The sequence below is a fragment of the Rossellomorea marisflavi genome, assembly GCF_009806575.1.
Classification (GTDB): domain Bacteria; phylum Bacillota; class Bacilli; order Bacillales; family Bacillaceae_B; genus Rossellomorea; species Rossellomorea marisflavi_A.
In genome coordinates, this window is the sequence record NZ_CP047095.1 from 571764 (window position 1) to 598097 (window position 26334).

At 48.1% G+C, this 26334-nt stretch carries 26 protein-coding genes and 1 pseudogene; 11 read left to right on the forward strand and 16 right to left on the reverse strand.

The window, feature by feature from the left end; all coding sequences use genetic code 11:
• Nucleotides 1-34 precede the first annotated feature (34 nt).
• Complete coding sequence (locus D5E69_RS02925; protein ID WP_048006782.1) at nt 35-577, reverse strand: GNAT family N-acetyltransferase; 543 nt, start codon at nt 575-577, stop codon at nt 35-37.
• A gap of 856 nt (nt 578-1433) precedes the next feature.
• Between D5E69_RS02925 and D5E69_RS02930 the strand changes: the two genes are divergently transcribed.
• A complete protein-coding gene (locus D5E69_RS02930; RefSeq protein ID WP_148797147.1) occupies nt 1434-1619 on the forward strand; it encodes a hypothetical protein in 186 nt (61 codons plus the stop codon).
• Between the two features lie 837 nt (nt 1620-2456).
• Here D5E69_RS02930 and aldA read toward each other — a convergent pair.
• Entirely contained in the window at nt 2457-3902 is a 1446-nt protein-coding gene (gene aldA / locus D5E69_RS02935; protein ID WP_048006785.1) for an aldehyde dehydrogenase, read from the reverse strand.
• Between the two features lie 133 nt (nt 3903-4035).
• On the opposite strand from aldA, the pseudogene fosB reads away from it, so the two are divergent.
• A pseudogene (gene fosB, locus D5E69_RS02940) lies at nt 4036-4468 on the forward strand (metallothiol transferase FosB).
• A 23-nt stretch (nt 4469-4491) separates the two neighbouring features.
• On the opposite strand, the gene D5E69_RS02945 reads toward fosB, so the two are convergent.
• Both D5E69_RS02945 and D5E69_RS02950 read right to left on the reverse strand, forming a co-directional pair.
• Complete coding sequence (locus tag D5E69_RS02945) at nt 4492-5511, reverse strand: NADP-dependent oxidoreductase (RefSeq protein ID WP_430757491.1); 1020 nt, start codon at nt 5509-5511, stop codon at nt 4492-4494.
• A gap of 170 nt (nt 5512-5681) precedes the next feature.
• On the reverse strand, nt 5682-6188 hold the full coding sequence (locus D5E69_RS02950) for a peroxiredoxin family protein (protein ID WP_048006787.1): 507 nt from the start codon (nt 6186-6188) through the stop codon (nt 5682-5684).
• Between the two features lie 203 nt (nt 6189-6391).
• Here D5E69_RS02950 and D5E69_RS02955 point away from each other — a divergent pair, with 203 nt between their 5' ends.
• The gene (locus D5E69_RS02955; protein WP_048006788.1) at nt 6392-7105 is read left to right on the forward strand and encodes a 5-formyltetrahydrofolate cyclo-ligase; all 714 of its coding nucleotides are present in this window, start codon (nt 6392-6394) and stop codon (nt 7103-7105) included.
• On the opposite strand, the gene D5E69_RS02960 is transcribed toward D5E69_RS02955, so the two are convergent.
• The 4 genes from D5E69_RS02960 to D5E69_RS02975 form a co-directional block, all read right to left on the reverse strand.
• Nucleotides 7090-7650, reverse strand: coding sequence for a DUF6434 domain-containing protein (locus tag D5E69_RS02960; RefSeq protein WP_048006789.1), 561 nt, complete (start codon nt 7648-7650; stop codon nt 7090-7092). The two genes, D5E69_RS02955 and D5E69_RS02960, sit on opposite strands and share 16 nt — an antisense overlap.
• A gap of 105 nt (nt 7651-7755) precedes the next feature.
• Nucleotides 7756-8313 carry a beta-class carbonic anhydrase gene (locus D5E69_RS02965; protein WP_048006790.1) on the reverse strand — a complete coding sequence of 186 codons (558 nt, stop codon included), beginning with the start codon at nt 8311-8313 and terminating at the stop codon, nt 7756-7758.
• An 18-nt stretch (nt 8314-8331) separates the two neighbouring features.
• A complete protein-coding gene (locus tag D5E69_RS02970) occupies nt 8332-8832 on the reverse strand; it encodes a hypothetical protein (protein WP_048006791.1) in 501 nt (166 codons plus the stop codon).
• Nucleotides 8833-8960: 128 nt separating this feature from the next.
• Nucleotides 8961-9611, reverse strand: coding sequence for a cobalamin B12-binding domain-containing protein (locus D5E69_RS02975; RefSeq protein WP_053071995.1), 651 nt, complete (start codon nt 9609-9611; stop codon nt 8961-8963).
• Between the two features lie 260 nt (nt 9612-9871).
• Here D5E69_RS02975 and queF point away from each other — a divergent pair, with 260 nt between their 5' ends.
• The 3 genes from queF (at nt 9872) to D5E69_RS02990 (ending at nt 12399) form a co-directional block, all read left to right on the forward strand.
• Nucleotides 9872-10369, forward strand: coding sequence for a preQ(1) synthase (gene queF, locus D5E69_RS02980; protein WP_048006792.1), 498 nt, complete (start codon nt 9872-9874; stop codon nt 10367-10369).
• 118 nt (nt 10370-10487) lie between these two features.
• Nucleotides 10488-11378, forward strand: a complete 891-nt coding sequence (locus D5E69_RS02985) for an EamA family transporter (protein WP_048006793.1) — start codon at nt 10488-10490, stop codon at nt 11376-11378.
• A 172-nt stretch (nt 11379-11550) separates the two neighbouring features.
• Nucleotides 11551-12399: a YitT family protein gene (locus D5E69_RS02990; protein WP_048006794.1), complete on the forward strand. Its 849-nt coding sequence runs from the start codon at nt 11551-11553 to the stop codon at nt 12397-12399.
• Between the two features lie 40 nt (nt 12400-12439).
• On the opposite strand, the gene D5E69_RS02995 is transcribed toward D5E69_RS02990, so the two are convergent.
• Complete coding sequence (locus tag D5E69_RS02995) at nt 12440-12991, reverse strand: DUF6241 domain-containing protein (protein WP_048006795.1); 552 nt, start codon at nt 12989-12991, stop codon at nt 12440-12442.
• A gap of 357 nt (nt 12992-13348) precedes the next feature.
• Between D5E69_RS02995 and D5E69_RS23785 the strand changes: the two genes are divergently transcribed.
• From D5E69_RS23785 to D5E69_RS03015, 5 genes are all read left to right on the forward strand, one after another.
• The gene (locus D5E69_RS23785; protein WP_283957840.1) at nt 13349-13462 is read left to right on the forward strand and encodes an RAxF-45 family protein; all 114 of its coding nucleotides are present in this window, start codon (nt 13349-13351) and stop codon (nt 13460-13462) included.
• A gap of 188 nt (nt 13463-13650) precedes the next feature.
• Complete coding sequence (gene abc-f, locus D5E69_RS03000; protein WP_159129159.1) at nt 13651-15519, forward strand: ribosomal protection-like ABC-F family protein; 1869 nt, start codon at nt 13651-13653, stop codon at nt 15517-15519.
• Nucleotides 15520-15536: 17 nt separating this feature from the next.
• On the forward strand, nt 15537-16484 hold the full coding sequence (locus tag D5E69_RS03005; RefSeq protein WP_048006798.1) for an NAD(P)/FAD-dependent oxidoreductase: 948 nt from the start codon (nt 15537-15539) through the stop codon (nt 16482-16484).
• Between the two features lie 53 nt (nt 16485-16537).
• Nucleotides 16538-17047: a GNAT family N-acetyltransferase gene (locus D5E69_RS03010; RefSeq protein WP_048006799.1), complete on the forward strand. Its 510-nt coding sequence runs from the start codon at nt 16538-16540 to the stop codon at nt 17045-17047.
• A gap of 82 nt (nt 17048-17129) precedes the next feature.
• Complete coding sequence (locus tag D5E69_RS03015) at nt 17130-18197, forward strand: nitric oxide synthase oxygenase (RefSeq protein ID WP_048006800.1); 1068 nt, start codon at nt 17130-17132, stop codon at nt 18195-18197.
• A 39-nt stretch (nt 18198-18236) separates the two neighbouring features.
• Here D5E69_RS03015 and D5E69_RS03020 read toward each other — a convergent pair whose 3' ends face one another.
• The 7 genes from D5E69_RS03020 to D5E69_RS03050 all read right to left on the reverse strand — a co-directional run bounded on the left by D5E69_RS03020 (nt 18237) and on the right by D5E69_RS03050 (nt 26229).
• Nucleotides 18237-18464: a hypothetical protein gene (locus D5E69_RS03020; RefSeq protein WP_048012230.1), complete on the reverse strand. Its 228-nt coding sequence runs from the start codon at nt 18462-18464 to the stop codon at nt 18237-18239.
• Between the two features lie 213 nt (nt 18465-18677).
• Nucleotides 18678-19397 (reverse strand): anti-sigma factor, encoded by a 720-nt coding sequence (locus D5E69_RS03025; protein ID WP_048006802.1) that lies wholly within the window; start codon nt 19395-19397, stop codon nt 18678-18680.
• Entirely contained in the window at nt 19394-19960 is a 567-nt protein-coding gene (locus D5E69_RS03030; protein WP_048006803.1) for an RNA polymerase sigma factor, read from the reverse strand. The genes D5E69_RS03025 and D5E69_RS03030 overlap by 4 nt, the downstream gene beginning before the upstream one ends.
• A 1332-nt stretch (nt 19961-21292) precedes the next feature.
• On the reverse strand, nt 21293-22297 hold the full coding sequence (gene mreBH / locus D5E69_RS03035) for a rod-share determining protein MreBH (RefSeq protein ID WP_048006804.1): 1005 nt from the start codon (nt 22295-22297) through the stop codon (nt 21293-21295).
• 641 nt (nt 22298-22938) lie between these two features.
• A complete protein-coding gene (locus D5E69_RS03040) occupies nt 22939-24597 on the reverse strand; it encodes a methyl-accepting chemotaxis protein (RefSeq protein ID WP_048014766.1) in 1659 nt (552 codons plus the stop codon).
• Nucleotides 24598-24623: 26 nt separating this feature from the next.
• Complete coding sequence (locus D5E69_RS03045) at nt 24624-25595, reverse strand: BMP family lipoprotein (RefSeq protein ID WP_048012233.1); 972 nt, start codon at nt 25593-25595, stop codon at nt 24624-24626.
• Nucleotides 25596-25725: 130 nt separating this feature from the next.
• Nucleotides 25726-26229 carry an acyl-CoA thioesterase gene (locus D5E69_RS03050; protein WP_082139677.1) on the reverse strand — a complete coding sequence of 168 codons (504 nt, stop codon included), beginning with the start codon at nt 26227-26229 and terminating at the stop codon, nt 25726-25728.
• Nucleotides 26230-26334 lie beyond the last annotated feature (105 nt).

Sequence of the window (26334 nt, forward strand, 5' to 3'; positions counted from 1 at the left end):
CAGCCGGTTACGTGATGGATGTCTGCTTATGCCCTTAGAATAATTTATACCAGTATAAAGTGGCTTCGATATGTGGGTTATAGGACTGCTTCAGGGTGTCAACACCGCCCAGTTTGAACCCTTGTTTTATGTAAAATCTGCATGCATCGAGATTATCATCCTGTGCTTCGAGCGACATGCCAATAAGACTTCGTTCCAGTGCCCACTCCTCTGCTTGATGTAAGAGCGCCTTCCCGACTCCGCTACCTCGGTACTCTCGTTTCGTTGCGATGTTTTCGATATAACAGAATCGATTCCACTCTTTCACGACTCGAATCTGCCCTATGCAGCGATTGTTCAGATAAGCTAAGAAGACTGTTTTGTCCTCCCGGTTGATATAATGGCTCCATTCAAGGTTGTCGTCGGGAAAACGTGTTTCTGTCGCTTCATCAAAAAGAACTTCTTCGTAGGACCACTTTCCCGATTGTAAGCGGGGGACGACTCGGCCGTATATTCTGAAGGGGTCATTTGTTTTGTTAATGTCTTCTATTAGATCATCGGTTAATGGAGAGATGATGAGTTTGCTTTCGTGAGTCAATCGTATGCACTTCCTTTCTGGTCTGGTTTTGGGATCGATCTTTTTCAGCCGATTGTTGATGTATCCTCTTTTATAATTCCATAAAAAGTGAATGACTCCTTGTTTGGGTGATAAGCATTCTTGGTAGGGGTGTGTCTTTGGATAGGGTCCGTTCCCTTCCGCTGCAGGGATTTGCTTTCCGCGGGGAGCAAGTCGAGCCTCTTCGTGCCTGCGGGGTCTCGATCATCCCCCTTTTCCGCAGGAGTCAAATCCCTTCCGCTCCAGTCCACTCTGTGATGTTGATTAGAAGTGCGATGAATTGCTCTTTCATAGATCAGGAGGTAAAAGGTAAAGTCATTCGAATTTTAAAGTCATCGTTTGGTTCATAGGGAGGGGGGACTCATGAAGAGTGGTCCGTTCCCTTCCGCTGCAGGGATTTGCTTTCCGCGGGGAGCAAGTCGAGCCTCCTCGTGCCTGCGGGGTCTTGATCATCCTCCTTTTCCGCAGGAGTCAAATCCCTTTCGCTTCAGTGCACTCTGTGATGTTGATTAGAAGTGAGATGGATTTCCATTCTAAAGGTTAGGAGGTAAAGTCATTCAAATTTTAAAGTCATCGTTTCGTTCATAGTGAGGGGGGATGCTCATGAAGAGTGGTCCGTTCCCTTCCGCTGCAGGGATTTGCTTTCCACGGGGAGCAAGTCGAGCCTCCTCGTGCCTGCGGGGTCTTGATCATCCTCCTTTTCCGCAGGAGTCAAATCCCTTTCGCTTCAGTCCACTAAGTGCTAGTTGAGTAGGCGGTACTCTTCTAATCATTCTTTCTTTAAAACTAGTTCGAAGAAGAATGTATTTTAAAACTATTAGAGCGGTGATAGAGTACAATGCTCATCAATTCGCACAAAGTGCAGTGCAGCGGAGGCCACCCGACTCCTATGGGAAAAGCGGGCAGGGTGAGACCCTGCAGGCTTGCCGAAGCGGCTCACCGCACGCCCCATGGAAAGCGGGTGGCCGCAGCGGAACGGAACGTCCCATTCTTCCCGCAATCCTATATGAAAACAGGATGTTGATTCCCTGTTTGGATTCCTCTCTTCCCCATATTCACATAACATAGTACACCTTCCCTTAATCCTTTCATAATGGGGAAATTATCTTGCGCCGAACCAGTGGGATACCACTCCGATGCACATAGTGCAGTGTAGCGGAGGTCACCCGACTCCAATGGGAAAAGCGGCTCACCGCACGCCCCATGGAAAGCGGGTGACCGCAGCGGAACGGAACGATCCAAACCTTCCTTCACTCCCCAATTAAAGAAGGATGTCGATTCCCTGTAACGAATCAGTCGAAATCCCGCCTACACCAAAAGAGTCTTATAGACTGAGGAAGGAACCATTTAATAGTTCTTCCACCTCTTCTAAAATATGTTTTATCCCCTAAAAGTCGGGTAAATAAGTACTACTTACAACGATAGGGGAAGATGAACGTTGACCTACTTGAACAGAGGCAAAGAACGGATAAAATTTGACTGTGAAGGCGACCGGATGGACTTACATATTCTTCAATGTATGCAGTGTTCAAGCGAATTCAGGTCGACAATGGAAGAGGCTTTCACGTGTAACACATGCCAAGACGCAAAGTCACCCGTATCCGGATTCAAAGTCATTGGGATGATTGAGAAGCAAATAGGGAATGGGGTGCACGCATGAAAAGAGATCGACTTCTGGAAACAAAGATGGATTTCAATGACATCTTATGGATGACCTCCGGAGTAGCGGTTATCCTGCTCGTCATCATGATGGCCAGCTTTTTCATCATTTCTTAAAATATCGCATCCCGTGCGATATTTTTTTGTTCATATATTTAGAATGAAAACAAGGACCGTCATGATAGACGGTCCTTGTTTTTCATTACCCTTTATAGTTTTCATCATACTCAAGGTAGATGACATGTGTCTCCAAATAGTCATGAAGTCCGTGCTTCCCATCGGCACCGCCTAGTCCAGACTGACCGCGTCCGGCGTGGTACCCATGTATGGCTTCGAAGTTTTCACGGTTGACGAATGTTTCACCGTAGTGAAGTTCATTGGCAGCTCTCATGACTTCGTGCAGGTTTTCACTGAAGATCGAAGAGGATAATCCATATTCCGTATCGTTGGCCAATTCGATTACTTCATCGAAGTCGCTGTAGGTCATGATCGGAAGCACAGGGCCGAAGATTTCTTCCTGGATGATCTCCATATCCTGTTTCACGTCGACAAGGACAGTCGGTTCGAAGTAGAAGCCTTTTCCTTCAATTGCCTTACCGCCTGTAAGGATACGGGCTCCTGCCTCAACGGCGTTGTTGACCATTTCGGATACTTCTTCGATCCGGTCTTTATTCACAAGCGGTCCGATGTCGCTGTCACGGCTTGTAGGATCACCGACCGTTGTGTTTTTCATAGCTTCGGTGATCTTGGAAATGAACTCTTCCGCCACACTTTCGTGTACGTAGACACGCTCTGCATTCGTACAAGCCTGTCCGGAGTTCGTGATCCGCGAGGTTTTGATGCGATCTACGGCAAGGTCGATGTTGGCGTGCTTCGTCACGATGGCCGGTGCTTTACCGCCAAGCTCAAGGTTTACCTTCGTAATGGAATTGGCTGCGGCTTCCATGACTTTTGAGCCGGCAGGGTAGCTTCCTGTCATCGTCACGAGTCCGACCCGTGGATGACCGGCCATGCGGTTACCGATATCGGATCCTTTACCGGTCACCAGGTTGAAGACGCCTTTTGGAAGGCCGATTTCATCGACGATCTTGGCAAATTCACAGGCTGTATTCGGGGTATACTGACTCGGCTTCAGGACGATGGTACAGCCGGTCACGATGGCCGGTGCCACCTTCCTTGCAAGAATGAACATAGGGAAGTTCCAAGGGACGATCCCGGATACAACGCCGATCGGTTTTTTATATACGAGGATGTTTTCGTTCGAACGCTCACTTTGGAGGATTTCACCTTCATAGCGGAGGGCCCATCCTGCCATGTAGCGGAAGTAGTCGATCGCTGTATTGATCTCGTCTTCGGACGCTTTGACAGTCTTACCATTTTCCTCCGTCAGCATCTCGACGAACTGTTCTTTTCGTTCTTCCAGTTTATCGGCCATCTTGTGCAGATAGGATGCACGTTCAGTGGACGGGACCTTTTCCCACGATAGGAATGCTTTATGGGCGGCATCGATTGCCTGATCCACATCTTCTTCGGTTCCTTTTGGGACTTTCGAAATGACTTCTTCCGTGGCAGGGTTGATGACGTCTGAAACTTCACCTGAAGAACTATCTACAAATTCACCATTAATGTATAGCTGATACTGTTTCATGAAGAGCCTCCTCGTAAGTCTTTGAATATGCCTATACTATTCCCTTCTATTGTCCGGAACTAAACATAAGGATAGGTCGAATGGGGTGAAAAGATATGGTAGTATAATGAAAAATAGGGAAAGAGGTAGGGATATGGCGATTCAAGGATTGAACCATTTTTTATTTTCTGTATCGGATTTGGATCGATCGATTGCTTTTTATCAAGAAGTATTTCATGCGGAGCTTTTGGTGAAAGGAAGATCGACAGCCTACTTTGACTTAAATGGCATGTGGCTGGCACTGAATGAAGAAAAGGATATCCCGCGGCAGGATATTCAACACTCCTATACACACATCGCTTTTTCTGTTAAGGAAGAAGATATGGATACCATGTATGATCGGCTGGAAAAAAGCGGGGCGTGTATCCTTGGGGGAAGGGAGCGGGATTCCAGGGATAAGAAGTCGATCTACTGATCCCGATGGTCATAAGTTTGAATTCCATACAGGTACGTTGGAGGATCGGTTAAGCTATTACCGTGAAGATAAGAAGCATATGGAGTTTTATGATGATAGAAAAAAGCCATGATCGATGTGATCATGGCTTTTGGATTAGTTGCCTGGTTCAGCGACTTTTACGAGCTGCTTACCGAGGTTTTTCCCTTCGAACAATCCGAAGAATGCTTCTGTTACGTTGTCCAATCCTTCGGTGATCGTTTCTTCGTATTGAAGTTTTCCTTCGCTGAGCCACTTGCCGAGGTCGGCGGCTCCTTCTTTGAAGCGATCGTTATAATCGTTCACAACGAATCCTTTCATAAGGGCGCTCGTTTTGATCAATCTTGACTGCACGCGCGGTCCGAGGTCTTCTTCTGTTTTGTTGTAGGAAGAGATTGCTCCGCAAACCGGCACACGGGCATGTTTATTCAGGAGGCTGAGGGCAGCGTCTCCGATTTCCCCACCGACATTTTCAAAGTAAACGTCGATTCCATCGGGACAGGCTGCTTCGAGGGACTCCTGGATATCACCTGTCTTGTAGTTGATGGCTTCGTCAAAACCAAGGGTTTCCTTCAGGTAGTTCACTTTTTCATCAGAGCCTGCAATCCCCACCACGCGGGCCCCTTTGATTTTTGCGATCTGTCCAACGGCCGATCCAACAGCACCGGCAGCTCCTGATACGACGACAGTTTCACCTTCTTTGGGCTGACCGATATCAAGAAGGCCGAAATAGGCGGTGAGGCCTGTCATACCCAGGATGCTCAGGTGAGTCGAGATCGGTGCCACATCGGGATCGATGGCGCGCACGGCTTTCTCGCTCGCAAGGGAATATTCCTGCCAAGGGAGCATTCCGACGACAAAGTCGCCTTTTTGGAATTGTTCGGATTGTGAGTCGACAATTTCACCTACGACGCCTCCGGCAAGGGCTTCATTCAATTTAAAAGGTTCCACATAGGACTTGGCATCTGACATGCGACCACGCATATAAGGGTCGACTGATAGATAAAGGGTTTTTACAAGAACCTGTCCTTGGTCGGGGCGAGGTACGTCAATCTCCTTATAGTGAAAATCCGATTCGACAGGTGTTCCGTTTGGACGCGATACAAGTTGAATCTGTTTTTGCTTGTCTGGCAGCATGGCTGATCCTCCTCTTCATTTTTAAAAATATAGTGTATGCAATAGGATGTTTTTCATGCAATTGACCCCTCAATTAAGGGTCATGGATACCGTAACATAAATGGGAATCCCTAAACAAAGAATAAGGCTTAACAAAAAGCCGGTTTGAGTGATCAAACCGGCTCCCTACTTTATTCCTTGATGTTCTTCTGGATGTAGCTGATTGTTTTACGGAGTTCATTCGGATGCGGACGGCCGAATGGACCGGTTTGTTTTTGTTGATAAAGGATTTCTCCCTTTTCATTCACTAGGAAGTATGCCGGCTCACCGTGCTGTCCGTGATCTTCATATGGAGCATCTTCTCCGTGATAAAATACATCAAATGCCTTGATGGCTTCCAATTTTTCATCGGAAAGAATCGGGAAGGTGATATCTTCTTTATCGACCATTTCCTTCAGGTTATCAAGCGAGTCGCTGGAGATTCCGATGATATGGACGCTGTGCTTCTCGAAGTATTCCTTACCTGCCTGGAATTCACGGAGCTCTTCCTGGCAGACGGGACACCAGGATCCCCTGAAGAATACGATGAGGTGCCAGCTGTCATGTTCTTTTTGATGTTGTTTAAAACTGAATGTTTCACCTGCTACGGATGGAAGTTCAAAATCCGGTACTGTATCTTTTAATTGAAACGTTGCCATGATTACATTCCTCCTGTTTGGTTTACACGTTTTGCATGTTTCGTATCTCATGTTTCGTATCTACAGTCCTTATTTTTCCCGCTCTTATGAAGTTGAAACATTTAAGGGATGAGCGATGTGCTTGATGGGTGTATGATAGTCTATTATTGAAGAGTCCGCGAGTCCTTGTGTCATTGGTTTCCGGACCAGAAGGGGATGGTGGCATGGATAAAAGTGAAATCAGGCATAAAGTATGGGGAAAGCTGACGGATGAAAAGCTGGGCCGATTCCCGTTTCCTCTGACAAATCGAATCCCGAATGTGAAGGGGGCAGAGAAGTCGGCTGCCCATGTAAGGGAGCTGGAGATCTATAAGCGTGCAGGCGTCATCAAGGTGAATCCCGATGCACCGCAGCTTCCTTTGAGGGCATCGATCTTGAAGGATGGGAAAATCCTCTTGATCCCGACTCCCCGCTTGAAGGACGGGTTTGTGATGATCAGGCCAGAAGATGTTCCTGAAGGAGAAGCACGTAAGGCAGCAAGCATCAAACATATGAACGCGTATGGACGGGTCGTTCCTCTGTCCGGAATCCCCAGAATTGATTTAATCGTTGTAGGGTCAGTAGCCATCCATAAAGACGGAAGGCGGTTGGGGAAGGGGGAAGGGTATGCCGACCGTGAATATGCGATCCTGAGGGAAATCGGAAACCCGGCAGTACCCGTCCTCACAACCATCCATAGCGCCCAGCTTGTAGGTGATGACATCCCAAGGGATTCCTTTGACCTGGCCGTCGACTATATCGTGACGGAAGAAGGGGTACTGGAGACGAATACACCTTATGAAAAGCCTGCTGGGATACAATGGGAACATGTGACAGATGAAGAGAAGGAGCTCATGCCGATCTTGAAAGAACTGGAACGTCATCAATCCCGGGAATAGCGGTTGCTTCCGGGCTTAGATTTCACCTCGTTCCAGGCGGCTATGGCATCGTTCCTGCTGTGACGGGTGTTGTGGGGGTCGTTGAAATAGTCCCGGATGAAGCGGTTATATTCAAACTGCGGTGAGATGACCCGTTCATAGGACGGGTCTTTTTTCCGTTTCTCCTCATCATGCCAGGCTTGAACGGCATCCCGATAGGTCTTCCCGATGTTTTCCATGAAGTAGTTTTGGATAAAGGTACTGAAATGGAAGTTCGGGATGACGGACTGGAAGAAGGTACGCACGTGCTGACTGCATCGGTGTCCTTCCGGAATGATTGTATCAAGGGAGAGAGTCACCGGTTGAACGGCCTTCGGTCTGGCAGTCCGGGAAGGTTTCAGCATGATCCCGGTTTCGAGGAAATGCCCGATGCGCGTGCTTATTTCTTCTTTGGATCCGGATGCACTCATCCCTATGGATCTGCAGAACAGTTGGAGTTCTGATTTTAGCCAATAGTACTCTCTGAACTGGTTTGCAGGAGTTTCTTTCGATAATTCAGGCCTCATGGTATTTTCCTCCAAATTATGGTTTTATTCTTATAGTATAGAACGTTTGTTCCTTTTTGGGAAGAAAAAAAACACCCGCCCTCAGGCAGGTGTTGGGTCAATGGCTTAGTATCCGTCGACAACAAGATCGAGCTTTCCAGTTGCCGGATCGATGACGAGTCCGTGGACAGGCGTTTTCTTGTCCATGAGCGGATGATTTTTGATCATATCAACGCTGTGGGCGACGCTTTCTTGAACGGAGTCAAAGCCCTTCAACCAGTCGTGTAGGTCGATGCCGGAATAGTTGAGCGTACCCAGGGTATCCTCGCTGATACCGCGTTCTTTCATCTTATCGACCATCTTATGGCTGTCGATGGCGCTCATGCCGCAGTCATGATGTCCGATGACGATGACTTCATCTGCCTGTAGCTCATACACGGCAACGAGAAGGCTGCGCATGATACTTCCGAATGGATGTGTCAGGATGGCGCCGGCATTTTTGACGATTTTGACATCGCCGTTTTTGATGTTCATGGATTTAGGGAGTAGTTCCACCAAGCGTGTATCCATGCATGTGAGGATAACGAGCCGCTTATCCGGGAACTTGGTGGTACGGTACTGCTCATACGCTTTTTCTTCCACGAATTGTTCGTTGTAGTCGAGGATGGTGTTCAATAGAGTCATTGGTTCTTCTCCCTTTCGCTAATTAGTCAACTCCTGCTGAAGCAGGGTTTCAATCTCTTTTATTTTATCCATCACTTCTTGTCGATTCCAGTCCGATGTATTGGAAAGTTTTAAATAAAGGGAGGAAACCTTGGCAAGAGCTTCGTTTCCATTCGGATTTTTCCTTGGAAAAGGAGAGTTTCCCATCAAGTCGAATAGACCATTCATCTTGTCTGATACCTTTTGGTACTGATCATCCTTTGAGATGATGGCAACGTGATAATGCTGGTGATGATCAGAGAATCGATAATGGAGGTCGAATAAACCAAAGGCATTGTCCTTCTTCAAATTGAGCTCCATGGTACCGTCTGGGACCTTATGAATCATTCTGGCAAATTTCGGTGAACTCTCTTCCTCGACGATGGAAAGGAAATTTTCGCCGATATCAAGGAATTCGTAACCAGGGTTGGAGGCATCGATTACGTTGAACTTCCGATCGATCAACAGGTAAGGGATAGGGCATAGGTGCAGGTTTTCCACATGATCACTCCTAGATTAAGGGAGTATGGATGTCATTGCCCTCCTTACGGTTGTTGGAGGTAAGGTGACATGTGGGATAACATTCAGGGAGGCCCTTTTATGATTGGCAAAGCTCGTGGTGGAGGAGGTCAACTTTCCAGTGACACGGATTGTTTCGAAAGGTCGGCAAGATGGCTGTTCAATTCATCCAGATCATTGAAGGTCATTACCTGTTCCTTCTCAAGGAAGTCCAATTTATATTGGGCAACAAGCCTTCCCCCTACTACTATATTAATCTTTTCATTTACTTTTCTAATCGATTCGATGCACGTTTTCAGTTTGCCCAGCTCAGTGGTCATCCCGATTGAAATCCCGACCATCTGCGGTTGCCAGGCTTCAATAAACGTGACGGCATCTTTGATGGGAACATTGGCCCCTAAGAAACGGGTGTTCCATTTATGTTCTTTGAAGATTTCATTTGCCAATTCCAGCCCGAGACTGTGCTGCTCCCCCTCAATGCAGAATAGGAGGGCCTTCGGCTGATCTTTCCCTGCTTTATGTTCATTCATCAGATAAGAGAGGAGATACTTCAAGGTGGCCGTGGCTAAATGCTCATCAGCGACAGTGATTTGATTCTTCTCCCACATTTCACCGATTCTATACATGGAAGGTTTGACGACCTTTTCATAAAAAGACAGGTGATCCATCTTTGATTCAATGGCTGACGAGTGTAGTTCAAGCAATGAATGCACGTCCCCTTGCAGGATTGACTTCGTAAAAGTCTGGACTAGCTGATTCATCTTCATCACTCCTGAGATGGTGAAAAATACCTTATTCTATATTCCATAAATAAATGAAAAATCCTTCTTCCATCACACAATTGTCCCAGTTGACTTTTTGAATGGATTTCCATTATGATAACGCTTGAACAACCAGTTGACAGGCCATGGAGCGTATTGAAAATATACGCCTGGGGCTATCATTCAAGCGTACCAAACATTGGGTGCATTTGCAATGGATACAGGTCCATGCCCCGTACGACTGATAAGGAGGACGTTTCATGTCAGGCAGAAAAGATGAAGATCTTACAGACTTGTCCCTTTTAGGGAATCAAGGTACAAACTATCTATTCGAATATGCTCCTGAGATCCTGGAAGCATTCGATAATAAACATCCCAACAGGGACTACTTCGTGAAATTCAATTGTCCGGAATTTACGAGCCTTTGTCCGAAAACCGGACAGCCGGATTTTGCCACCATCTACATCAGCTATATCCCTGGCGAAAAAATGGTGGAAAGCAAATCGCTTAAATTGTACTTGTTCAGCTTCCGTAACCATGGTGATTTCCATGAAGATTGCATGAACATCATCATGAATGATCTGATCGAACTCATGGATCCACGTTATATCGAGGTCTGGGGCAAGTTCACTCCTCGCGGCGGCATCTCCATCGATCCATACACGAACTACGGGAAACCGGGTACGAAATATGAGGAAATGGCGTTCCATCGCTTGATGAATCATGATATGTATCCTGAGACCATCGACAATCGTTGATGGTGAAGGCGATCCATTGCGATCGTCTTTTTTTTATGTCTCCAGCTTGTTGAATCTAGTAAAATAGGAAGTGGCTCCCGGATAAGGGAAGAGAAATGCAGAAAAGAAGGGACGGAATATGAAATCATATCGTGCATCATTATGTGTGCTCATCGGGGCAAGCAGCTACGGCATCCACGCCTCGGTTGTAAAGCTGGGTCTGGGAAAAGGCTATGCGGTCCCGGATATCACCGGACTTCAATATTTATTCGGCTTGGTGATGCTGTTCGCCGCCTTTTTATTCACACGCAAGGTGAAGATGACGGTCGGACAGGTGTCCGCACTCTTGGGAGTAGGGGTGTTTTTAAGTTTAACGGGGATTTTTTATGGCATGAGCCTCAGTCTCATCCCTGCGTCCATCGCCGTCGTGATGCTGTTCCAGTTCACCTGGATCGGAGTACTGATTGAAGCCCTCTATGTAAGGAAAGTACCTTCAAAAAAGAAACTGGTTTCGGTCCTGCTTTTATGGATTGGTACGTTATTCGCCGGCGGCTTGGGTTCATCCCGGGGATTTGATTGGACTGGTAACTCGCTCGGACTGTTGTATGGATTCGGTGCTGCCGTCACGTTTGCCTTATTTATGTTTTTCAGCGGGAAGGCAGCAAGAAGCCTACCAACCTTTCAAAAAAGCATGATGATTTCCTTGGGTGGCATACTGGTTGTGCTGGCGGTTTTTCAGCCATCTTTCATCCAACAGCCGTCCAAAATTATTGAAATGACGGATTTCGGCCTGCTGGTGGCCATTTTCGGGAACATCCTACCCGTTGTCTTCTTCGCCATTGGTACACCACATCTTGATTCAAGTATGTCGACGATCATGGGGGCAGCGGAGCTTCCAGCCGCCATCCTGGCTGCCATGTGGATCCTACATGAGCAGGTGGCCATCTTTCAATTTGCGGGGATCGCCCTGATTCTGGCAGGAATCATCATTCCACAGATACAGACAAGACAAAAGAAGAGTTTTGGTTAAAGCGCCGGATTGTTTCGGCGTTTTTTTCTTTTAAAACCCTTTCAATTGTCGCAATTATTAAACCTTATTTATTTAACCGGCTTCCCTTTACAAAGGGGTGCAAAGGGCTTTATAATGCGCGTTGTTCAACTTTTTAAAGGCACGGATTATTCATATAAAGGAGGTTGCGGAGATGCGGCAAAAGATTTTTTCATTCTTGATGATGAACGTCGGAGCATTGCTGGTTGCGGTCAACGTTCATTTTTTCCTATCACCCAATGATTTAGCGACTGGAGGAGTGAGCGGTCTGTCGATTATCATGAATCACGTGTTCCCGGGTATGTCGCTTGGGCTCTTCATGATTCTCATCAATCTGATCTTGTTCGTGGTCGGCCTGATTTTCCTTGGCTTCAGTTTCGGGGCAAAAACGGTGTATGCAAGTTTCGCCCTGTCATTCTATGTTTGGCTTCTTGAGACGGTTGCACCGATCCATGCACCGCTATCAAATGATGTCCTGATCCAGCTCATCATCGGCCAATGCATCGCCGCAATCGGAATGGCCATCGTTTTTCATCAGGACGCTTCCACCGGCGGGACCGATATCATCGCCATGATCCTGAACAAATACTTCAATATCGAAGTGGGGCGCGGGGTCCTGCTATCAGATTTGACCATCGCACTTTCTTCTGCGATCCTATTCGGTCCACAGGTCGGGATGTACGCCTTCTTCGGGGTGATCCTGAATGGCTTGGTGATCGACTATGTACTCTCACAATTCAATTCCAATAAAGAAGTGGTGATCATCAGCCGCCACAGCTCAGAGATCAAGTCGTATATCGTCCACGAGCTTGGAAAGGGTGCAACGGTCCATACGGCGACGGGTGCCTTCACTTCTGATGAGAAGGAAGTCATCACCACGATCTTGGGACGCAAGGATTATTCCCGGTTAAAGGGCTTCATCACGAAAACCGACAACAAGGCATTCATCACCGCCCATACGATGAATGAAATCCTTGGTCAGAACTTTAAACGTTTAGCATAAGAAAAAGCCTGAGGAGCGCCCCTCAGGCTTTTTCATATGTTCATTCCGCTTGCTTGAAGTTATTCTGGATGAAGGCTTCTTCCTCTTCCTTATTCATGATGCCGTAGGCTTCTCCTACTGTGCCGCCTTGGAGGGTCCAAAAGTAGTTATGATCCTTGTCGATGCTAGAGAAATCTTCACTCTTCCACTTTTCGGCGATGTCTTGAAGTTTGTCTTTGTGATCGAAGGAAGAGGCATGAATGGTATCAAGAACGGTTTGGACGGTTTCTGGTATCATGGGGATGGCTCCCCATTTATCTTGTGAGCGGACTTTCTGGTGGGTCATTTTGTGCATGATGGAGACAATATCCTTTTCTTCGGCGTTTTCAGGGATCTTCAAGGTATATTCGATTCCTCCGATGGTACCTGTCTGCTCCCTGACTTCTTCTTCCTTGGTTGCGTAAGGTGAGTTTTTATCTTCAGGTTTTTCAGCTTTTGCTGGGTTTGCCTTCTCCTCGAAAGCCGATGCGTTCTCAAATATTTTATAAGCCCCGAACCCCACAAAGGCGGCTAGCCCTAGTGCAATAAGGGAGATGGTTAAGATTTTTTTCATTCTCAGCCTCCAGGTAAGTTGGGTTGGGGTGTGTGGTTGATTGGGTGTTTGTTTGTAAATCATAGCAAAAAAATAACAAAAAAGCACTATTTTAAGTATAATTTACCATTTGTGAAACAAGTTGATTTTTGCCGTATTTCCAGCCGGAGGAGAAGGACCTTGGGATGAATGAATTCATCCCTGGTCCTTCTCCTCCGGCTGGACTTTTCAGCTTTGCTGAAAAGCGAGGGAACCTTGGTTCACTCGAATTCGGCAAAAATCGCGTATACACAGCACTTATAAAGTGGTTGCCATATCATTCTGAATTGCCTTATAATAACATTATATTATGTGCTACCAAAAGGAGGTGGAATTGAGATGAATCGTTCTGTAGGATTGCGTGGGAAGTATTTGGATTTTATTTACTACTGCCGTGCAATTTTTCATATTGTTGCGTTCAAGGGGACACGTATGCCCTTTTTTAGCAACTGAATATGAATACTGAACGGTAAGAGGTCTCAATTCCAATCACTTGATAGAACGGAAGGAGGGGGCGTTTTTCGCCTTCTTTTTTTATGCCTGATTAAGGATTAAGAAGCCGTGGACTGCTTATGCACGGCTTTTTGTCGTGGATCATGTGCCTCTTGCCGTATTAACGGATGAATGAAAGGAAGAGGAATATGATTATTTGCAGCGCACAACAGATCAGTAAAATGTACGGGGGCCATCCTGTTTTTGAGCAATTGACCTTTGAAATACCCCAGGGGGCGAGAATCGGTCTTGTGGGGAGGAATGGGACGGGTAAGACGACGCTATTCAAGCTTCTTGCAGGAACCGACACCCCTGACTCGGGGACGATTTCGATGAAAAAGAACGCAAAAATCGGCTATCTTGCCCAAATACCGGAGTATCCGGAAGGGACATTGGGAATCGACGTCCTGAAGTCGGCGTTCTCCGATCTCGTGGCCATCGGTGAAAAGCTCAAGGAGTTGGAAGGGAAAATGGGCGAAGGACACGGGGACCTGGACGCGATCCTTGAAGAATATGGACGATTCCAGGATCTCTTCAGCAATGAAGGAGGGTATGAGATGGAGGCGTCTATTGCCATGGTCGTGAATGGACTTGGGATCCAGGGACTTCTTGATAAAGAGTTTTCCTCCTGCAGTGGAGGCGAGCAGACGAAGCTATGCCTAGGATTCATCCTTCTTCAGGAACCGGACCTTCTCCTGTTGGACGAACCGACGAACCATCTTGATATCACCGCCGTCGAGTGGCTGGAGCACTTTTTGACCGACTATAACGGCACGGTGATGTGTATTTCCCATGACCGCTACTTTTTGGATCATGTGATCAATAAGGTGTACCACCTTGAAGACGGGGAAATAACCATGTATCACACCGATTATTCGGGATTTGTGAAAGAAAAGGAAGAGAGGTTGATGATTGAATTCCAGGCCTATCAGGAGCAGCAGAAGAAAATCAAGAAAATGAAGGAGGCCATCAAGCGTCTGAGAGAATGGGCGAATCAGGCGAACCCTCCCAATGAAGGCCTTCACAAGCGGGCACGCAATATGGAAAGGGCCCTTGAGAGGATGGAGAAGCTGAAGCGTCCGGTGCTGGATCGCAGGAAGATGGGATTGGAGTTCGAAGGCGGTGATCGGAGCGGGAAAGTCGTGTTCTCCATGGAGGGTGCTTCAAAGTCCTTTGATGGACGCACTCTCTTCCATGACGCCCATATGGACCTTCGTTTCAAGGACCGCACCGCCATCGTCGGACAGAACGGGACGGGGAAGTCGACCATCGTCAAGATCCTCCTGGGGGAGATGACCGCTGACGGCGGGGACGTGAAGATCGGTAGCAATGTGAAAATGGGGTATCTTTCCCAACATTTTGTGATGGCGGATCCTGAAGCCCGTCTCATCGACGCATTCCGGGATGAAGTGGCGGTGACGGAAGGAGAAGCGCGTCATATCCTTGCGCGGTTCATGTTTTATGGACCGAATGTGTTCCGGAAGGTTGGACAGCTGAGCGGCGGGGAAAAGATGAGACTGCGGCTTGCCCAGCTCATGCACCAGGATCTCAACCTCCTCGTTCTCGATGAACCGACCAATCATCTCGACATCGATTCACGGGAGGTCCTGGAGGAAGCCCTTGAGGAGTTCAATGGTACGATCCTTGCTGTATCCCATGATCGCTATTTCCTCAACAAGCTATTCCAGAAAACGTACTGGATTCACGAAGGGCGGCTCTATTTCTTTGAAGGTCCATACACCTGGGCCAAGGAAAAGCTCCAGGAGCAGATCCCGGTTGAGCGTCCATTGGAGAAAAAGGGTGCAGTGACAAAACCACGTGAAAAAGAAAAAAAGATGGCAACAACTGACACCATCGAAGCAGAGCTTGAAGCACTTGAGACGGAAATTGCTTTGATTGAAGACCGTCTCCAGGCAGAAGAGGACCTTGGGGTGCTCCAGGAACTTCATGAAGAACTGGAACGGCTTGAAGAACAGAGGGAGCTTAAGTACATTCAATATGAAGAACAGCTATCGTGAAAGGGAGGAAGCATATCATGGAGGCAAAAGTGGTGATTGTAGGTGCAGGTTTATCGGGAATCATGGCGGCACGGACTCTTGTGGAAAGAGGGGTAACAGACATCCTCCTCGTTGAAAAGAGCAGGAGCGTGGGGGGGCGACTCGCAACGAGGCGGATCGGAGAAGGGAAGGCAGATCACGGTGCCCAGTTCTTCACGGTGCGCTCCCCGAAATTAGAGAAAGAAGTAGAGTCTTGGCTTCAGAAGGGATGGGTCCGCCGTTGGTTCGGTGATGCCCATCCACGGTACACCGGTACGGAAGGCATGAATGCCCTTGCCAAGAATCTGGCAGCAGGGCTACCCGTGCGTTTGAATACCAAGATCCTTTCCATCACGGAACATCCTGATGGATGCGAGTTGAAGCTTGAGGAAGGCGGGGTGATCAAAGCCGATCACGTGCTCATCACCGCCCCGGCACCCCAGGCAGCGGAGTTGATTGGGATAGAAGTCCCTGTCACTTTCCGTCCCTGCCTCGTTGGGTTGCTGACACTTGGTGGTCCTTCCCTTCTTCCGGCGCCAGGGCATCTGGATGGGGGCAGCCTGCCACAAGGAGTAGAACGGATCGTCGACCATAAGGCAAAGGGGATATCCTCTACGCCCGTATTATCTATCTATATGACAGGGGAATGGAGTGAGGAGCATTTCTCCGAATCAGATGAAAAGGTCCTTGCCCTCATCACGGATCTCGTTCGACCATTTTTGGGAGATGGAAGTAAAGGTAACGGCAGCCAGGTGAAAAGGTGGAAGTACGCCGAAGCGGCTGAAGTCATCAATCAACCTTTCCTAGAGGCGGGCAAAAGGACGGTCCTGTGTGGGGATGCGTTTTTGACGAAAGAAGATGAATCCGGTAAAACACGTTTTGAGAGCGCCTATCTCTCGGGAAAATCTTCTGGTGAATTCCTTGCTGATCGCGTAGGCGAATCCTGAATAGGCATCCCCCATTAACTGCACACTAAAGAAAAAAAGAGGCAGGGATTGGAATGGACCTACAGCTGCAACGAGCTGAACAGAAACAGATCGAAACCATTATGGACATCTATGTGCGTTGTCGGGAAGAGTTGGAACAACAAGGCCTTCTCCAATGGGGAGATCATTATCCGAGCAGGGAGTACTTCCTTCGCGAAATCAAGGCGGGAAGTCTTTATATCCTTTTGGCCGACGGAGTCATTGCAGGATGTGTGACACTGAATGAATGGCAGTCTCCTGAATGGGCTGATATTTCCTGGAAGTATGATGACGAGTGGGTCGTGCACGCCTATTTCCTCGATCCTGTTTACCAGGGGCAGGGATTGGGGTCTGCTTTCTTGAGCGAGTGTGAATCCCTGGCGGCCACCAAAGGGTATAAGAGTATAAGGCTTGATGCCTATGGAAGGAATAAAGGGGCAAATGTCCTGTATGAAAAGAATGGGTATGAATTTCGAGGTTCAATCCGCTTCACGTCCCGTCCTGAAGGCCATCAGGAATATCACTGCTACGAAAAACGCCTGTAATGCAATCCGTCCCAAAGGAAAAAGTCCTATTGGAATGGTATACTAACAGGTACAGTAAAGAAGCAAGGATGAGATACTATTGATGCCACTCCTGGATGAAGCACAGGCCTTTTTGATACAGTTTTATCATGAATCGGAGAAAAGCGGAACGGACCTTAAGGAAAGGTTGCGTGAAGTAAGGGAAGAAATTGATTCCACGGGTACCTATACCCATACGAAAGAGGAATTGACGTTCGGTGCAAAGCTTGCCTGGCGTAACAGCAACCGGTGCATCGGACGATTGTTCTGGAATTCCCTCCAAGTGTTCGACCGTCGGGATGCCACCACGGAAGAAGAGGTGCTGGGCGCTTTGGAAGCCCACCTGGAGTATGCGACAAACGGCGGGAAGATCCGACCGACCATCACGGTATTCAGACCGTCTGAATGTGACGAAGAGGACATCCGCCTTTGGAATCACCAGCTGGTTCGATATGCGGGGTATGAGGACGGAAGGGGGGACCCCCATTCCATCGAATTCACCCAAAAATGCAGGGCACTGGGATGGGAAGGAGAAGGAACGGATTTTGATGTCCTGCCTCTTGTCGTCCAGATCGGCGACCGTTCGCCTGTCTGGAGGTCTATTCCACAAGATCTAGCCCTCGAAGTGCCGCTCCGACACCCTGAATATCCATGGTTCGGGGACCTGGGGCTGAAATGGTACGGGGTTCCCCTCATATCGGATATGGAACTCAAAGTCGGAGGTATTTCCTATAAAGCAGCCCCGTTCAATGGCTGGTATATGGAAACGGAAATAGGAGCCCGGAATCTCGCAGACGAGACGCGCTACAATCTTTTGCCCAAAGTGGCAGGTCATATGGGACTGGATACATCCAGAAACATCACGCTTTGGAAAGATAAAGCCCTTATTGAGCTGAATATTGCCGTCCTCCATTCCTTCAAAGAACAAGGGGTCAACATTGTGGATCACCACACGGCAGCCCAGCAGTTCCGCCTTTTTGAAGAAAATGAAAAAAAGGCAGACCGGAAAGTCACAGGTGATTGGACATGGCTGATTCCGCCCGTATCACCGGCCACGACGCATATCTTTCATAAGGAATACGATAACACGTGGAAATCCACCAACTACTTTTATCAAAAAAAGCCTTACTGACAAAAAAGCCGCTCACAACATCGTGAGCGGCTTTTCTCATTACATGGAATAAGGGGGGCGTTTGGATACTTCATAATAGCGATACCAAAACCGGAACTCATCAAACAGGGTAGAACGGTCGAATGAAAAGTGCTCGAAGAAATCCTCCAGTAGCCACATCTCGGCGTCATCCAATATTCCCGTCACGAACAAGGGCGTCCGGAAGCGTTTATATAAGTCTTCATGCCCATAATAGTGAAACAAGTCTTCCACCTGTTGCTCCGTCAATCCGATCACATCCTTTTGGATAGTTTCTCATGTGAAGACGGTATTTATGCTGTTAAAGTGAAAATGGGTCATGGTACAAGCACAGGTTGTACCACTTGCATAGAATACATTATGTGAAGCCACTCCTTTCATCTTCACACTGGGGGACACCGCCGTCCCCCTCATTACATAAAGAAAAAGAGCTCAGACCGCGCTGAGCTCTTCTTTTGATTCTTAAATATCTGCTGCAAGGACGATTTCCCCTTGGGGCAGCTCGCTATTGGCATCGGGTTCAAGGGACACGGCCACTTGATCCCAATCTTTTTCAGTGAATTCTTCATTGAATTTGAAGATGACCGATCCTTTACCATCACCGCTCGTGACGAAGGTTCCTGCACGTTCGGGCTTTTCATCCTTGATGAGCCAGACCTGGTACACTTCCTTATCGGAGAGTTTCGCAAGGTCCGAAGCCTGCACGACCATGCTGGTTTGCTTTCCTTGCTTGATGATGCTCGCGGTTCCCCTGCCTTCTCCGCTGACAGGAGCAAGCTCTGCGTACTCGACCACCTCATCGATCGTGGCTTCCTCCACCACACGCTTTTGATCTTCAAGCTGGGTGAAGAGGTAGGCGTTGCCGATGATGGACAGGGCCAGTGCGGCAGCGATGGATGGGAAAATCCATGGCCGTCTGCGTTTTTGACGTGGAGCTGCAGCCGGTTCTTGTTTCTCCTCAGAATCATTCAGTATACGGGCGAATACTCTGTCCTCAAGGTCGGTTGGAGGTTCGACCGGCTCAGATGAGTAGGGCAGATACCCGGCTACCGATTCAAGCTCGTTCAGGAACTCCTGGCAATCCGTACAGGAGGCAAGGTGCTTCTCGAACGCTGCTTTTTCAAGTTCAGATAAATGACCGTTGTAGTAATCCAGTATGTGATCGCATTGATGTTGAGTCATTCGAATTGACCTCCTTTCCCTTTCAGACAAGTATGCAGATGTTTCAATGCAAGACGGATCCTGCCTTTGACCGTTCCGAGGGGGGTGTCGGTAGCTTCTGAGATGGACTGCTGTGTCTTACCCTTGAAGTAAAAGAGCTGGACCATCGTTTGCTGATCTTCCTTCAATCCGCTGATGCAGTCGCGTATGGCGGCCCCTTTTTCCTTCCATTCCAGGAGGTCATGGGGCGTTTCATGGTCAACCTGGAGGGTGTCTTTTTCTATATATTCCACGGTCTCATGTTTCTTTCCTTTCCGGATGGCATCCAGGCAGGTGTTCCGGGTCATGGTGAGCAACCAGGAAGAAAATTTCCCTTTCGATTCTTCATAGTGTGCGTGGGTCTTCCAGAGTTTCATGAAGACCTCCTGTATGACTTCTTCGGCAAGCTCGCGGTTTCCTGTCATTTTATATGAAAAGGAGTAGATGAGTTTTTCGTATTGTCTGTAGAGCTCCCGCAGGGCGGATGAATCCTTTTGATGGATGATGCGGTGATACAATTCAATATCCTTTAGATCATGGGACATAACTCGCTCCTAACCTTTGACGTAGTTATCATAAGGATACTAAATAACGGTGCTGAACTCAAAGTTCTACTAAGCTAACGAAAAAGTTTTGGTTTTGGATCACTTTATGTTTGAAAAAGTTGGGTTTAGGGTAAAAAATATGTTTTTTTTATATGATGGAGAATTTTGGTTCAATTTGATGGTTTGGGAAAGGGTTTTACGATCCTGTTTTTTATTGGTGTGTAGTAGGTGAAGAGACCGTTTCGTTTCACTGCGGCCACCCGCTTTCCATGGGGCGTGCGGTGAGCCGCTTCGGCGCTGCCTGCAGGGTCTCACCCTGCCCGCTATTCCCATAGGAGTCGGGTGGCCTCCGCTGCACTGCACTCTGTGCGTAGGAGGGGGAGAGTGCTGGTTCGGAACATGCTAACGCCATCCTGTTTTTATGAGTATATGGAGGAGACAAGACCGTTCCGTTTCGCTGCGGCCACCCGCTTTCCAAGGGGCGTGCGGTGAGCCGCTTCGGCGCTGCCTGCAGGGTCTCACCCTGCCCGCTATTCCCATAGGAGTCGGGTGGCCTTCGCTGCACTTCACTCTGAGTGGAGGAGGGGAGATGTGCTGGTTCGGAACAGGGAATCGCCATCTTTTTTTTATGAGTGTGTGGAGGAGATTAGATCGTTCCGTTTCGCTGCGGCCTCCCGCTTTCCATGGGGCGTGCGGTGAGCCGCTTCGGCGCGCCTGCAGGGTCTCACCCTGCCCGCTATTCCCATAGGAGTCGGGTGGCCTTCGCTGCACTTCACTCTGTGCGAAGGAGAGGAATGTGCTAATTTGAAACGGGAAATCTCCCTCCTGTTTTTGCAATGAGTATGTGGTGAATGCGAAACCGTTCTGTTCTTTGCACTTTGTGCGCAGGAAAGGTAATCGGATAATGCGAAACAGGCCATCACGCATGGTTTCTTTTTTAGTATGACTTTCTAACCCCATTTATGAACGATCACCTCACCATGTCCAGTACCACTGAGTGGATTGAAGCGGAAGGGATTTGACTCCTGCGGAAAAGGGGGATGATCGAGACCCCGCAGGCACGAGGAGGCTCGACATGCTCCCCGCGGAAAGCAAATCCCTGCAGCGCAAAGGAACGGACTAGTTTTCCATCTCACACTTCATTTAGGGCGATTTTGTCTTCAATTCTCATAAAGTGGGCTCGAAACCCCACAGCAGCGCAATGAAACGGACTAGTTTCCAGCTTCACACTTCACTTAGGACAATTTTGTTTTTAACTGGTTTTCCAACGCGCACTCCCCTAAGATTGCAGACAAAAAAAGCCTCCCCATATGGAACAAGGGAGGCGGATGATTATTTTACTTTTTGTAGTTTGTCAATGACCGTGAGGGAGCGCCCTGTTCCGATGGCTACAGATTCAAGCGGGTTCGGTGCCAGGTGGACCGGTACGACGATTTCCTGGCTCAGCCAGTCTTGAAGGCCGTTGAGAAGGGAACCTCCACCAGTCAGGATCACACCGCGATCGACGATATCTCCGCTCAGTTCAGGCGGGCAGTTTTCAAGCGTGGCGCGGATGGTCTCAAGGATATGTAAGAGAGACTCTTTAAGTGCTTCCTGGATTTGCAGTGACGTAAGTTCGATGGTCTTTGGAAGTCCTGTGACGAGGTCACGACCGCGGATTTCCATTTTGCGTTCATCGTGTTCGATGAGAGCCTGACCGACTTCGATCTTCACTTGTTCCGCTGTCCTTTCACCGATCAGGAGATTGTAGCGTTTGCGTACATATTGGATGATGTCTTCATCCATTTGATCTCCACCGATGCGGATCGTGTTGCAGGAAACGACGCCACCGTAAGAGATGATGGCGACTTCTGTTGTTCCTCCACCGATATCGACGATTACGTTCGCCACTGGTTCTCCGACTGGAAGATCTGCTCCGATGGCAGCTGCTACAGGCTCTTCAATGAGGGTGACGGATTTTGCTCCACTGCCACGTACGGCATCTTGGATCGCCCTGCGTTCAACGGATGTTGCACCAGACGGGGTACAAACGACAACGGTAGGTTTTCGGATGGAGAAGCCCAGTTTTTTGCTGGCCTTTCTCATCACTTGCTTTAGCATTTCAGTGGTGACGTCAAAATCTGCGATGACGCCATCTTTCAATGGACGTACGGCCACGATTTTACCTGGTGTCTTCCCGATCATATTCTTCGCTTCTGCTCCTACCGCCAAGACAGATTTCGTTTCTGTGTCGATGGCAACAACGGATGGTTCGTTCAGGATAATTCCTTTATTTTTACTATAGACTAGTATATTTGCAGTACCTAAGTCGATTCCGATTTCAGAGTTTGATAGCATTGTCGTATTCCTCCAACTATAAGAATTCTACACAGTATAACCTTCTATACAGTATAGGAGATTTTCGGGGGTTTTGTCGGTGGAGATATTTACCACCGACAAATTGTTACAAAGGATGACAAAGGGGACGGGTTTGTCATTTAATGAAAAGCTTTAATTACGAGGATTTTAATTACCTATTGGGGTATATAGAAGTGGTAAGGTTTATTCCCTGCGTTATGAAAATTTAAACGTTCTGTAATAATTTTTGAGAGGAAGATGAGGGAAAAACAGGTAGTTTAAAGGGTTTTCAGACGTGGGGAATCCTTCCCGGTCGTTTCGTAGGGGGGATAAATGAAAAAAGAGAGAGGCTGGGACAAAAGTGTTTTCGTCATAGTGAAACCCGAATTCCTTTACCTAGGATAAGGCAAAAGAAATCGGGTTTTTAATTTGATTCATGACCATGACCAGCGGTTGATTGGAGTGCAAGACGAAGACTCCTGCGGGAAGAGTAGCTGATGTGAGAAGGCCTGCCGAGGAGGCTCACGGGCTACCCGCGGAAAGCGAAGTCTTGCACGGAAATCATGAGCGATATAAAGATTCTATACTGATCATGTTCGCATTTTTTGTTTTTGTGCCAACCTCATACCGGCATGAAAGAATCATAGAGTGAATCGTTCCAGTTTTCTCTTCATTTCTTCCGTCATTTCATTCAGTTGTTCGATGCGTTTTGTCATGTGTTCGAAGTACCGGAGCTGCTCTTCGGTGGAGGAAGAGATCTCTTCTGTACCGGCTGCCGTTTCTTCCGTGATTGCCGAAATGTTTTCAATGGCGGAGGCGACTTCCTCCGTCCGTTCATGGGAGGCGTTCATATCATTCTCCAAGACTTCGAGGCTCTCGTGGATGGCGGATACTTTCAGGGAAATTTCCTGGAAGGCATCCTCGGTGACCGTCATGGAAGTGACCTGCTGATTGGAAAGTTCCTGTCCTTTGCGCGAGGCTTCCATGATGCCCGTGACGCCTTTTTGGATATTGCCGACCATGCGGTTGATTCCATCCGTTGCGACGGCTGAATCCTCCGCGAGCTTCCGGACTTCTTCTGCCACTACGGAGAAGCCCCTGCCCGCTTCCCCGGCCCTTGCTGCTTCAATGGCGGCATTCAGGGCAAGGAGGTTGGTCTGTTCTGCAATGTCCCTGACGGCGTGGGACGCCTGTTCGATCTTGGCCGTGTAGGTGGCGAAGGATTCCACAGCTTGCAGGATCACATCGGATGATTCTGATATGGATCTTGCGTACCCTTGTTGTTTCTGAAGTGATTCTCTGCCGTGATCAACTGAGGCAAGGGCCAAGCGTCCATCCGCTGCAGAAGCTGTGCTCTGCTTCACGTTTTTACTGAATTCATCCCCCATGGTTGCCATAAGGGAAGCGGTCGATTGGATATCTTCTGAAATGGACTGGCTGCCTTTTGCCAGTTCTTCTGTGGATACGGCCACTTGACTGGCACTTTCGGCAAGGTTCGTCATCTGAGAGCGTACCTCGTGTGTGAAGGATTCAAGATTGTCCCCGGCTACCTGCACCGATTGCACCGTTTCCCTCAGGTTCAGCATCATGTGATGGAAGGCCGTTTGCAGCTGATCGACCTCGAACTTACTCTTTTTATCTTGTATTTCTCCGATGTTTCCAGTCAGATCCCCTTCGGCCATGCGCTGGGCATTCCGGACCATTTTGTTGATCGGCCTCGTGATCCTTCTTGTGAGGATCGCAGAACTTGTAAGGGAAACAATGACGACAATGAGGAAACCGATCACGGTCGTCCAGATCGTGAACGTGATTTTTTGCTTGTTGGCTTCAAGGATGCCGTCATACCACTTGTTGGTTTCGATGTTCAAGAGGTAGAGGTCATTTAGCGGCCCTGATATCCTGGAGGATTGCCGTCTGATTTCAGCCGGGTTCCGCTCCTCGATGGCTTTTTCCGTTTTGTTTTTCAGCTGTGTGTACTTGATTTCCAGGGTATTCATATAGCGTTTCTGCTCGGTAGTGACCATTCTCTTCTTTAACGTATCCACCCGGGTCGTAGTCGTCTTCATGGCATTCTCAAGGATTTGACGATTTTCTTCAGATGGGGTGGAGGCGTAATAGGACAGGGTCTGCTGGAGGGCGACCATATCGCCTTTTAATTGCTCTGTCCGGACGAGGGTGTTGACGTCATCCTTCGCAGACGTATGCATGTCGATCAGCTGGGACACGATGTAGCCGATGATCAACATGGATAAGATGAGAGGGATGAGCCCTATGATGGTTAAACGATTTTTAATTCTCATGATAACGTGCTCTCCTTAGCTGTTGGTTATGGAGCTTCAACATCGATGTCTCCTGAGATGATTTTTTCCTTTGCTTCATCCAGCTTCTTCATTTGATCAGGCTTTAGGTTGACGATCCTGATTTGAGCGAGGCCGACACCATTCTCACTGAGACCGAGTTCGTACGCAGATGATGTCTGCTTTTTTTCATTTAGTGTATCGTCGATGAAACTGAAAATGGCGATATCGACATTTTTCATCATGGATGTAGCGACGGATTTTTCAGCTATAAAGAACTGATCGGCATCTACACCGGCTGAAAAGACCCCTTTCGCTTGTGCGGTCTTTAAAGAACCGATTCCAGACATTCCAGCTGCTGCATAGATAAAATCGCTTTTCTTTTTGATTTGATCCCCTGCGAGTTTTTCCCCGGCGTTGAGATCATTGAAGCTGTTCGTGTAACCTGTAAGGATGTTAATGTCAGATTTTGCGTAGCGGGCACCCTGCTCGAATCCAGATTGGAATTTATGGATGACCGGCGCATCTTCGCCTCCGATGAAGCTCACTGTGCCTGTTTTGGACGTCATGGCTGCGACCATCCCGACCAGGAAGCTGCCCTCGTGTTCTTTAAATGTGACTGATGTGACATTTTCAAGATCTGAAGTGGCGTCAATCAAAAGGAATGCCTGTTTTGGATGTTTTTTTGCCTCGATTTCGAGCGCTTCTTGGACAGAAAACCCGAGACCGATGATCAAATCATGTTTCTGGTTGATGAGTTCTTCGAGTGCCCCTTCCATATTGCCATCTGGTGCCTCGGCATAATCAAAAATAATCCCGAGTTCATCGCGTGCACGCTCAAGGCCGTTGAATGCAAGGTCGTTGAATGAATCGTCACCGAGACCGCTGTCGGATAAAAGGATTCCAACGCTGTAAGGCTCTGGTGATGAAGTGCTTTTCGTAACGGCTGAACAGCCGGACATCACCACAAGGGTAAGAAGAATCATGATGATTTTTTTCAAGGAATGGTCCCTCCATATCGTATTAGTGCTCGGACAATGTGTCCCACAGTATTATCGGAGAAGGGGAGAGGATTTTGAAGGGCTCTTGAGGAAAATAAAAAAAGATGCCGAATCTTGGCATCTTTTAATTTTAATATGCTTTTCTGAAGAACTCGGCAAGCTCCTGGCTGTGCATTTTTCGTGCTTTTCGGTGCTCTGCGCGGTTCTGGGCGGTTTCGTTGAGCCATATTTCTTCTTCTGATTCAGGTACGACTTCAGGAATGACGGCAGGCTTACCGCCTTCGATTGCGACGAAGGTAAGGAAGGAGATGGCTGCGACGTTCGTTTTGCCTGTAAGGAGTTCTTCCGATGTCACCTTCACGCAGATTTCCATGGAGCTCTTCCCGGTATAGGTGACCATCGCTTCCAACGTGACAGCGTCACCGACCTTGATCGGCTGAAGGAAGTCGACGGAATCCGTCGATGCCGTGACAACCGGTTTCCTGGCATGCTTGGCGGCCGCTATGGAAGCCACGTCGTCTATATAGGCCATTAATTTACCGCCGAACATCGTCCCGTGATGGTTCGTATCGGGCGGGAGGACATGGGCCGTCTTGATTGTTTTTGTTTCTTTCATCGTTTTTTTCTCTCTCAATGAAGTTCACCTCTTGGTATGGATTGCCATTCTATTATGTTTCCTCAAAACCTGCTTTTTGAAACATGGTTTACTGGGAAAAGGCTCCCCTATAGAAGAGTATAT

What these genes read in the sequence shown, in the direction of transcription:
- D5E69_RS02930 (WP_148797147.1), top strand. Translation starts at nt 1,434, where the DNA reads ATGCTCATCAATTCGCACAAAGTGCAGTGCAGCGGAGGCCACCCGACT.
- aldA (WP_048006785.1), bottom strand. Translation starts at nt 3,902, where the DNA reads ATGAAACAGTATCAGCTATACATTAATGGTGAATTTGTAGATAGTTCT.
- D5E69_RS02945 (WP_430757491.1), bottom strand. Translation starts at nt 5,511, where the DNA reads ATGCTGCCAGACAAGCAAAAACAGATTCAACTTGTATCGCGTCCAAAC.
- D5E69_RS02950 (WP_048006787.1), bottom strand. Translation starts at nt 6,188, where the DNA reads ATGGCAACGTTTCAATTAAAAGATACAGTACCGGATTTTGAACTTCCA.
- D5E69_RS02955 (WP_048006788.1), top strand. Translation starts at nt 6,392, where the DNA reads ATGGATAAAAGTGAAATCAGGCATAAAGTATGGGGAAAGCTGACGGAT.
- D5E69_RS02960 (WP_048006789.1), bottom strand. Translation starts at nt 7,650, where the DNA reads ATGAGGCCTGAATTATCGAAAGAAACTCCTGCAAACCAGTTCAGAGAG.
- D5E69_RS02965 (WP_048006790.1), bottom strand. Translation starts at nt 8,313, where the DNA reads ATGACTCTATTGAACACCATCCTCGACTACAACGAACAATTCGTGGAA.
- D5E69_RS02975 (WP_053071995.1), bottom strand. Translation starts at nt 9,611, where the DNA reads ATGAATCAGCTAGTCCAGACTTTTACGAAGTCAATCCTGCAAGGGGAC.
- queF (WP_048006792.1), top strand. Translation starts at nt 9,872, where the DNA reads ATGTCAGGCAGAAAAGATGAAGATCTTACAGACTTGTCCCTTTTAGGG.
- D5E69_RS02985 (WP_048006793.1), top strand. Translation starts at nt 10,488, where the DNA reads ATGAAATCATATCGTGCATCATTATGTGTGCTCATCGGGGCAAGCAGC.
- D5E69_RS02990 (WP_048006794.1), top strand. Translation starts at nt 11,551, where the DNA reads ATGCGGCAAAAGATTTTTTCATTCTTGATGATGAACGTCGGAGCATTG.
- D5E69_RS02995 (WP_048006795.1), bottom strand. Translation starts at nt 12,991, where the DNA reads ATGAAAAAAATCTTAACCATCTCCCTTATTGCACTAGGGCTAGCCGCC.
- D5E69_RS23785 (WP_283957840.1), top strand. Translation starts at nt 13,349, where the DNA reads ATGAATCGTTCTGTAGGATTGCGTGGGAAGTATTTGGATTTTATTTAC.
- abc-f (WP_159129159.1), top strand. Translation starts at nt 13,651, where the DNA reads ATGATTATTTGCAGCGCACAACAGATCAGTAAAATGTACGGGGGCCAT.
- D5E69_RS03005 (WP_048006798.1), top strand. Translation starts at nt 15,537, where the DNA reads ATGGAGGCAAAAGTGGTGATTGTAGGTGCAGGTTTATCGGGAATCATG.
- D5E69_RS03010 (WP_048006799.1), top strand. Translation starts at nt 16,538, where the DNA reads ATGGACCTACAGCTGCAACGAGCTGAACAGAAACAGATCGAAACCATT.
- D5E69_RS03015 (WP_048006800.1), top strand. Translation starts at nt 17,130, where the DNA reads ATGCCACTCCTGGATGAAGCACAGGCCTTTTTGATACAGTTTTATCAT.
- D5E69_RS03025 (WP_048006802.1), bottom strand. Translation starts at nt 19,397, where the DNA reads ATGACTCAACATCAATGCGATCACATACTGGATTACTACAACGGTCAT.
- D5E69_RS03030 (WP_048006803.1), bottom strand. Translation starts at nt 19,960, where the DNA reads ATGTCCCATGATCTAAAGGATATTGAATTGTATCACCGCATCATCCAT.
- mreBH (WP_048006804.1), bottom strand. Translation starts at nt 22,297, where the DNA reads ATGCTATCAAACTCTGAAATCGGAATCGACTTAGGTACTGCAAATATA.
- D5E69_RS03040 (WP_048014766.1), bottom strand. Translation starts at nt 24,597, where the DNA reads ATGAGAATTAAAAATCGTTTAACCATCATAGGGCTCATCCCTCTCATC.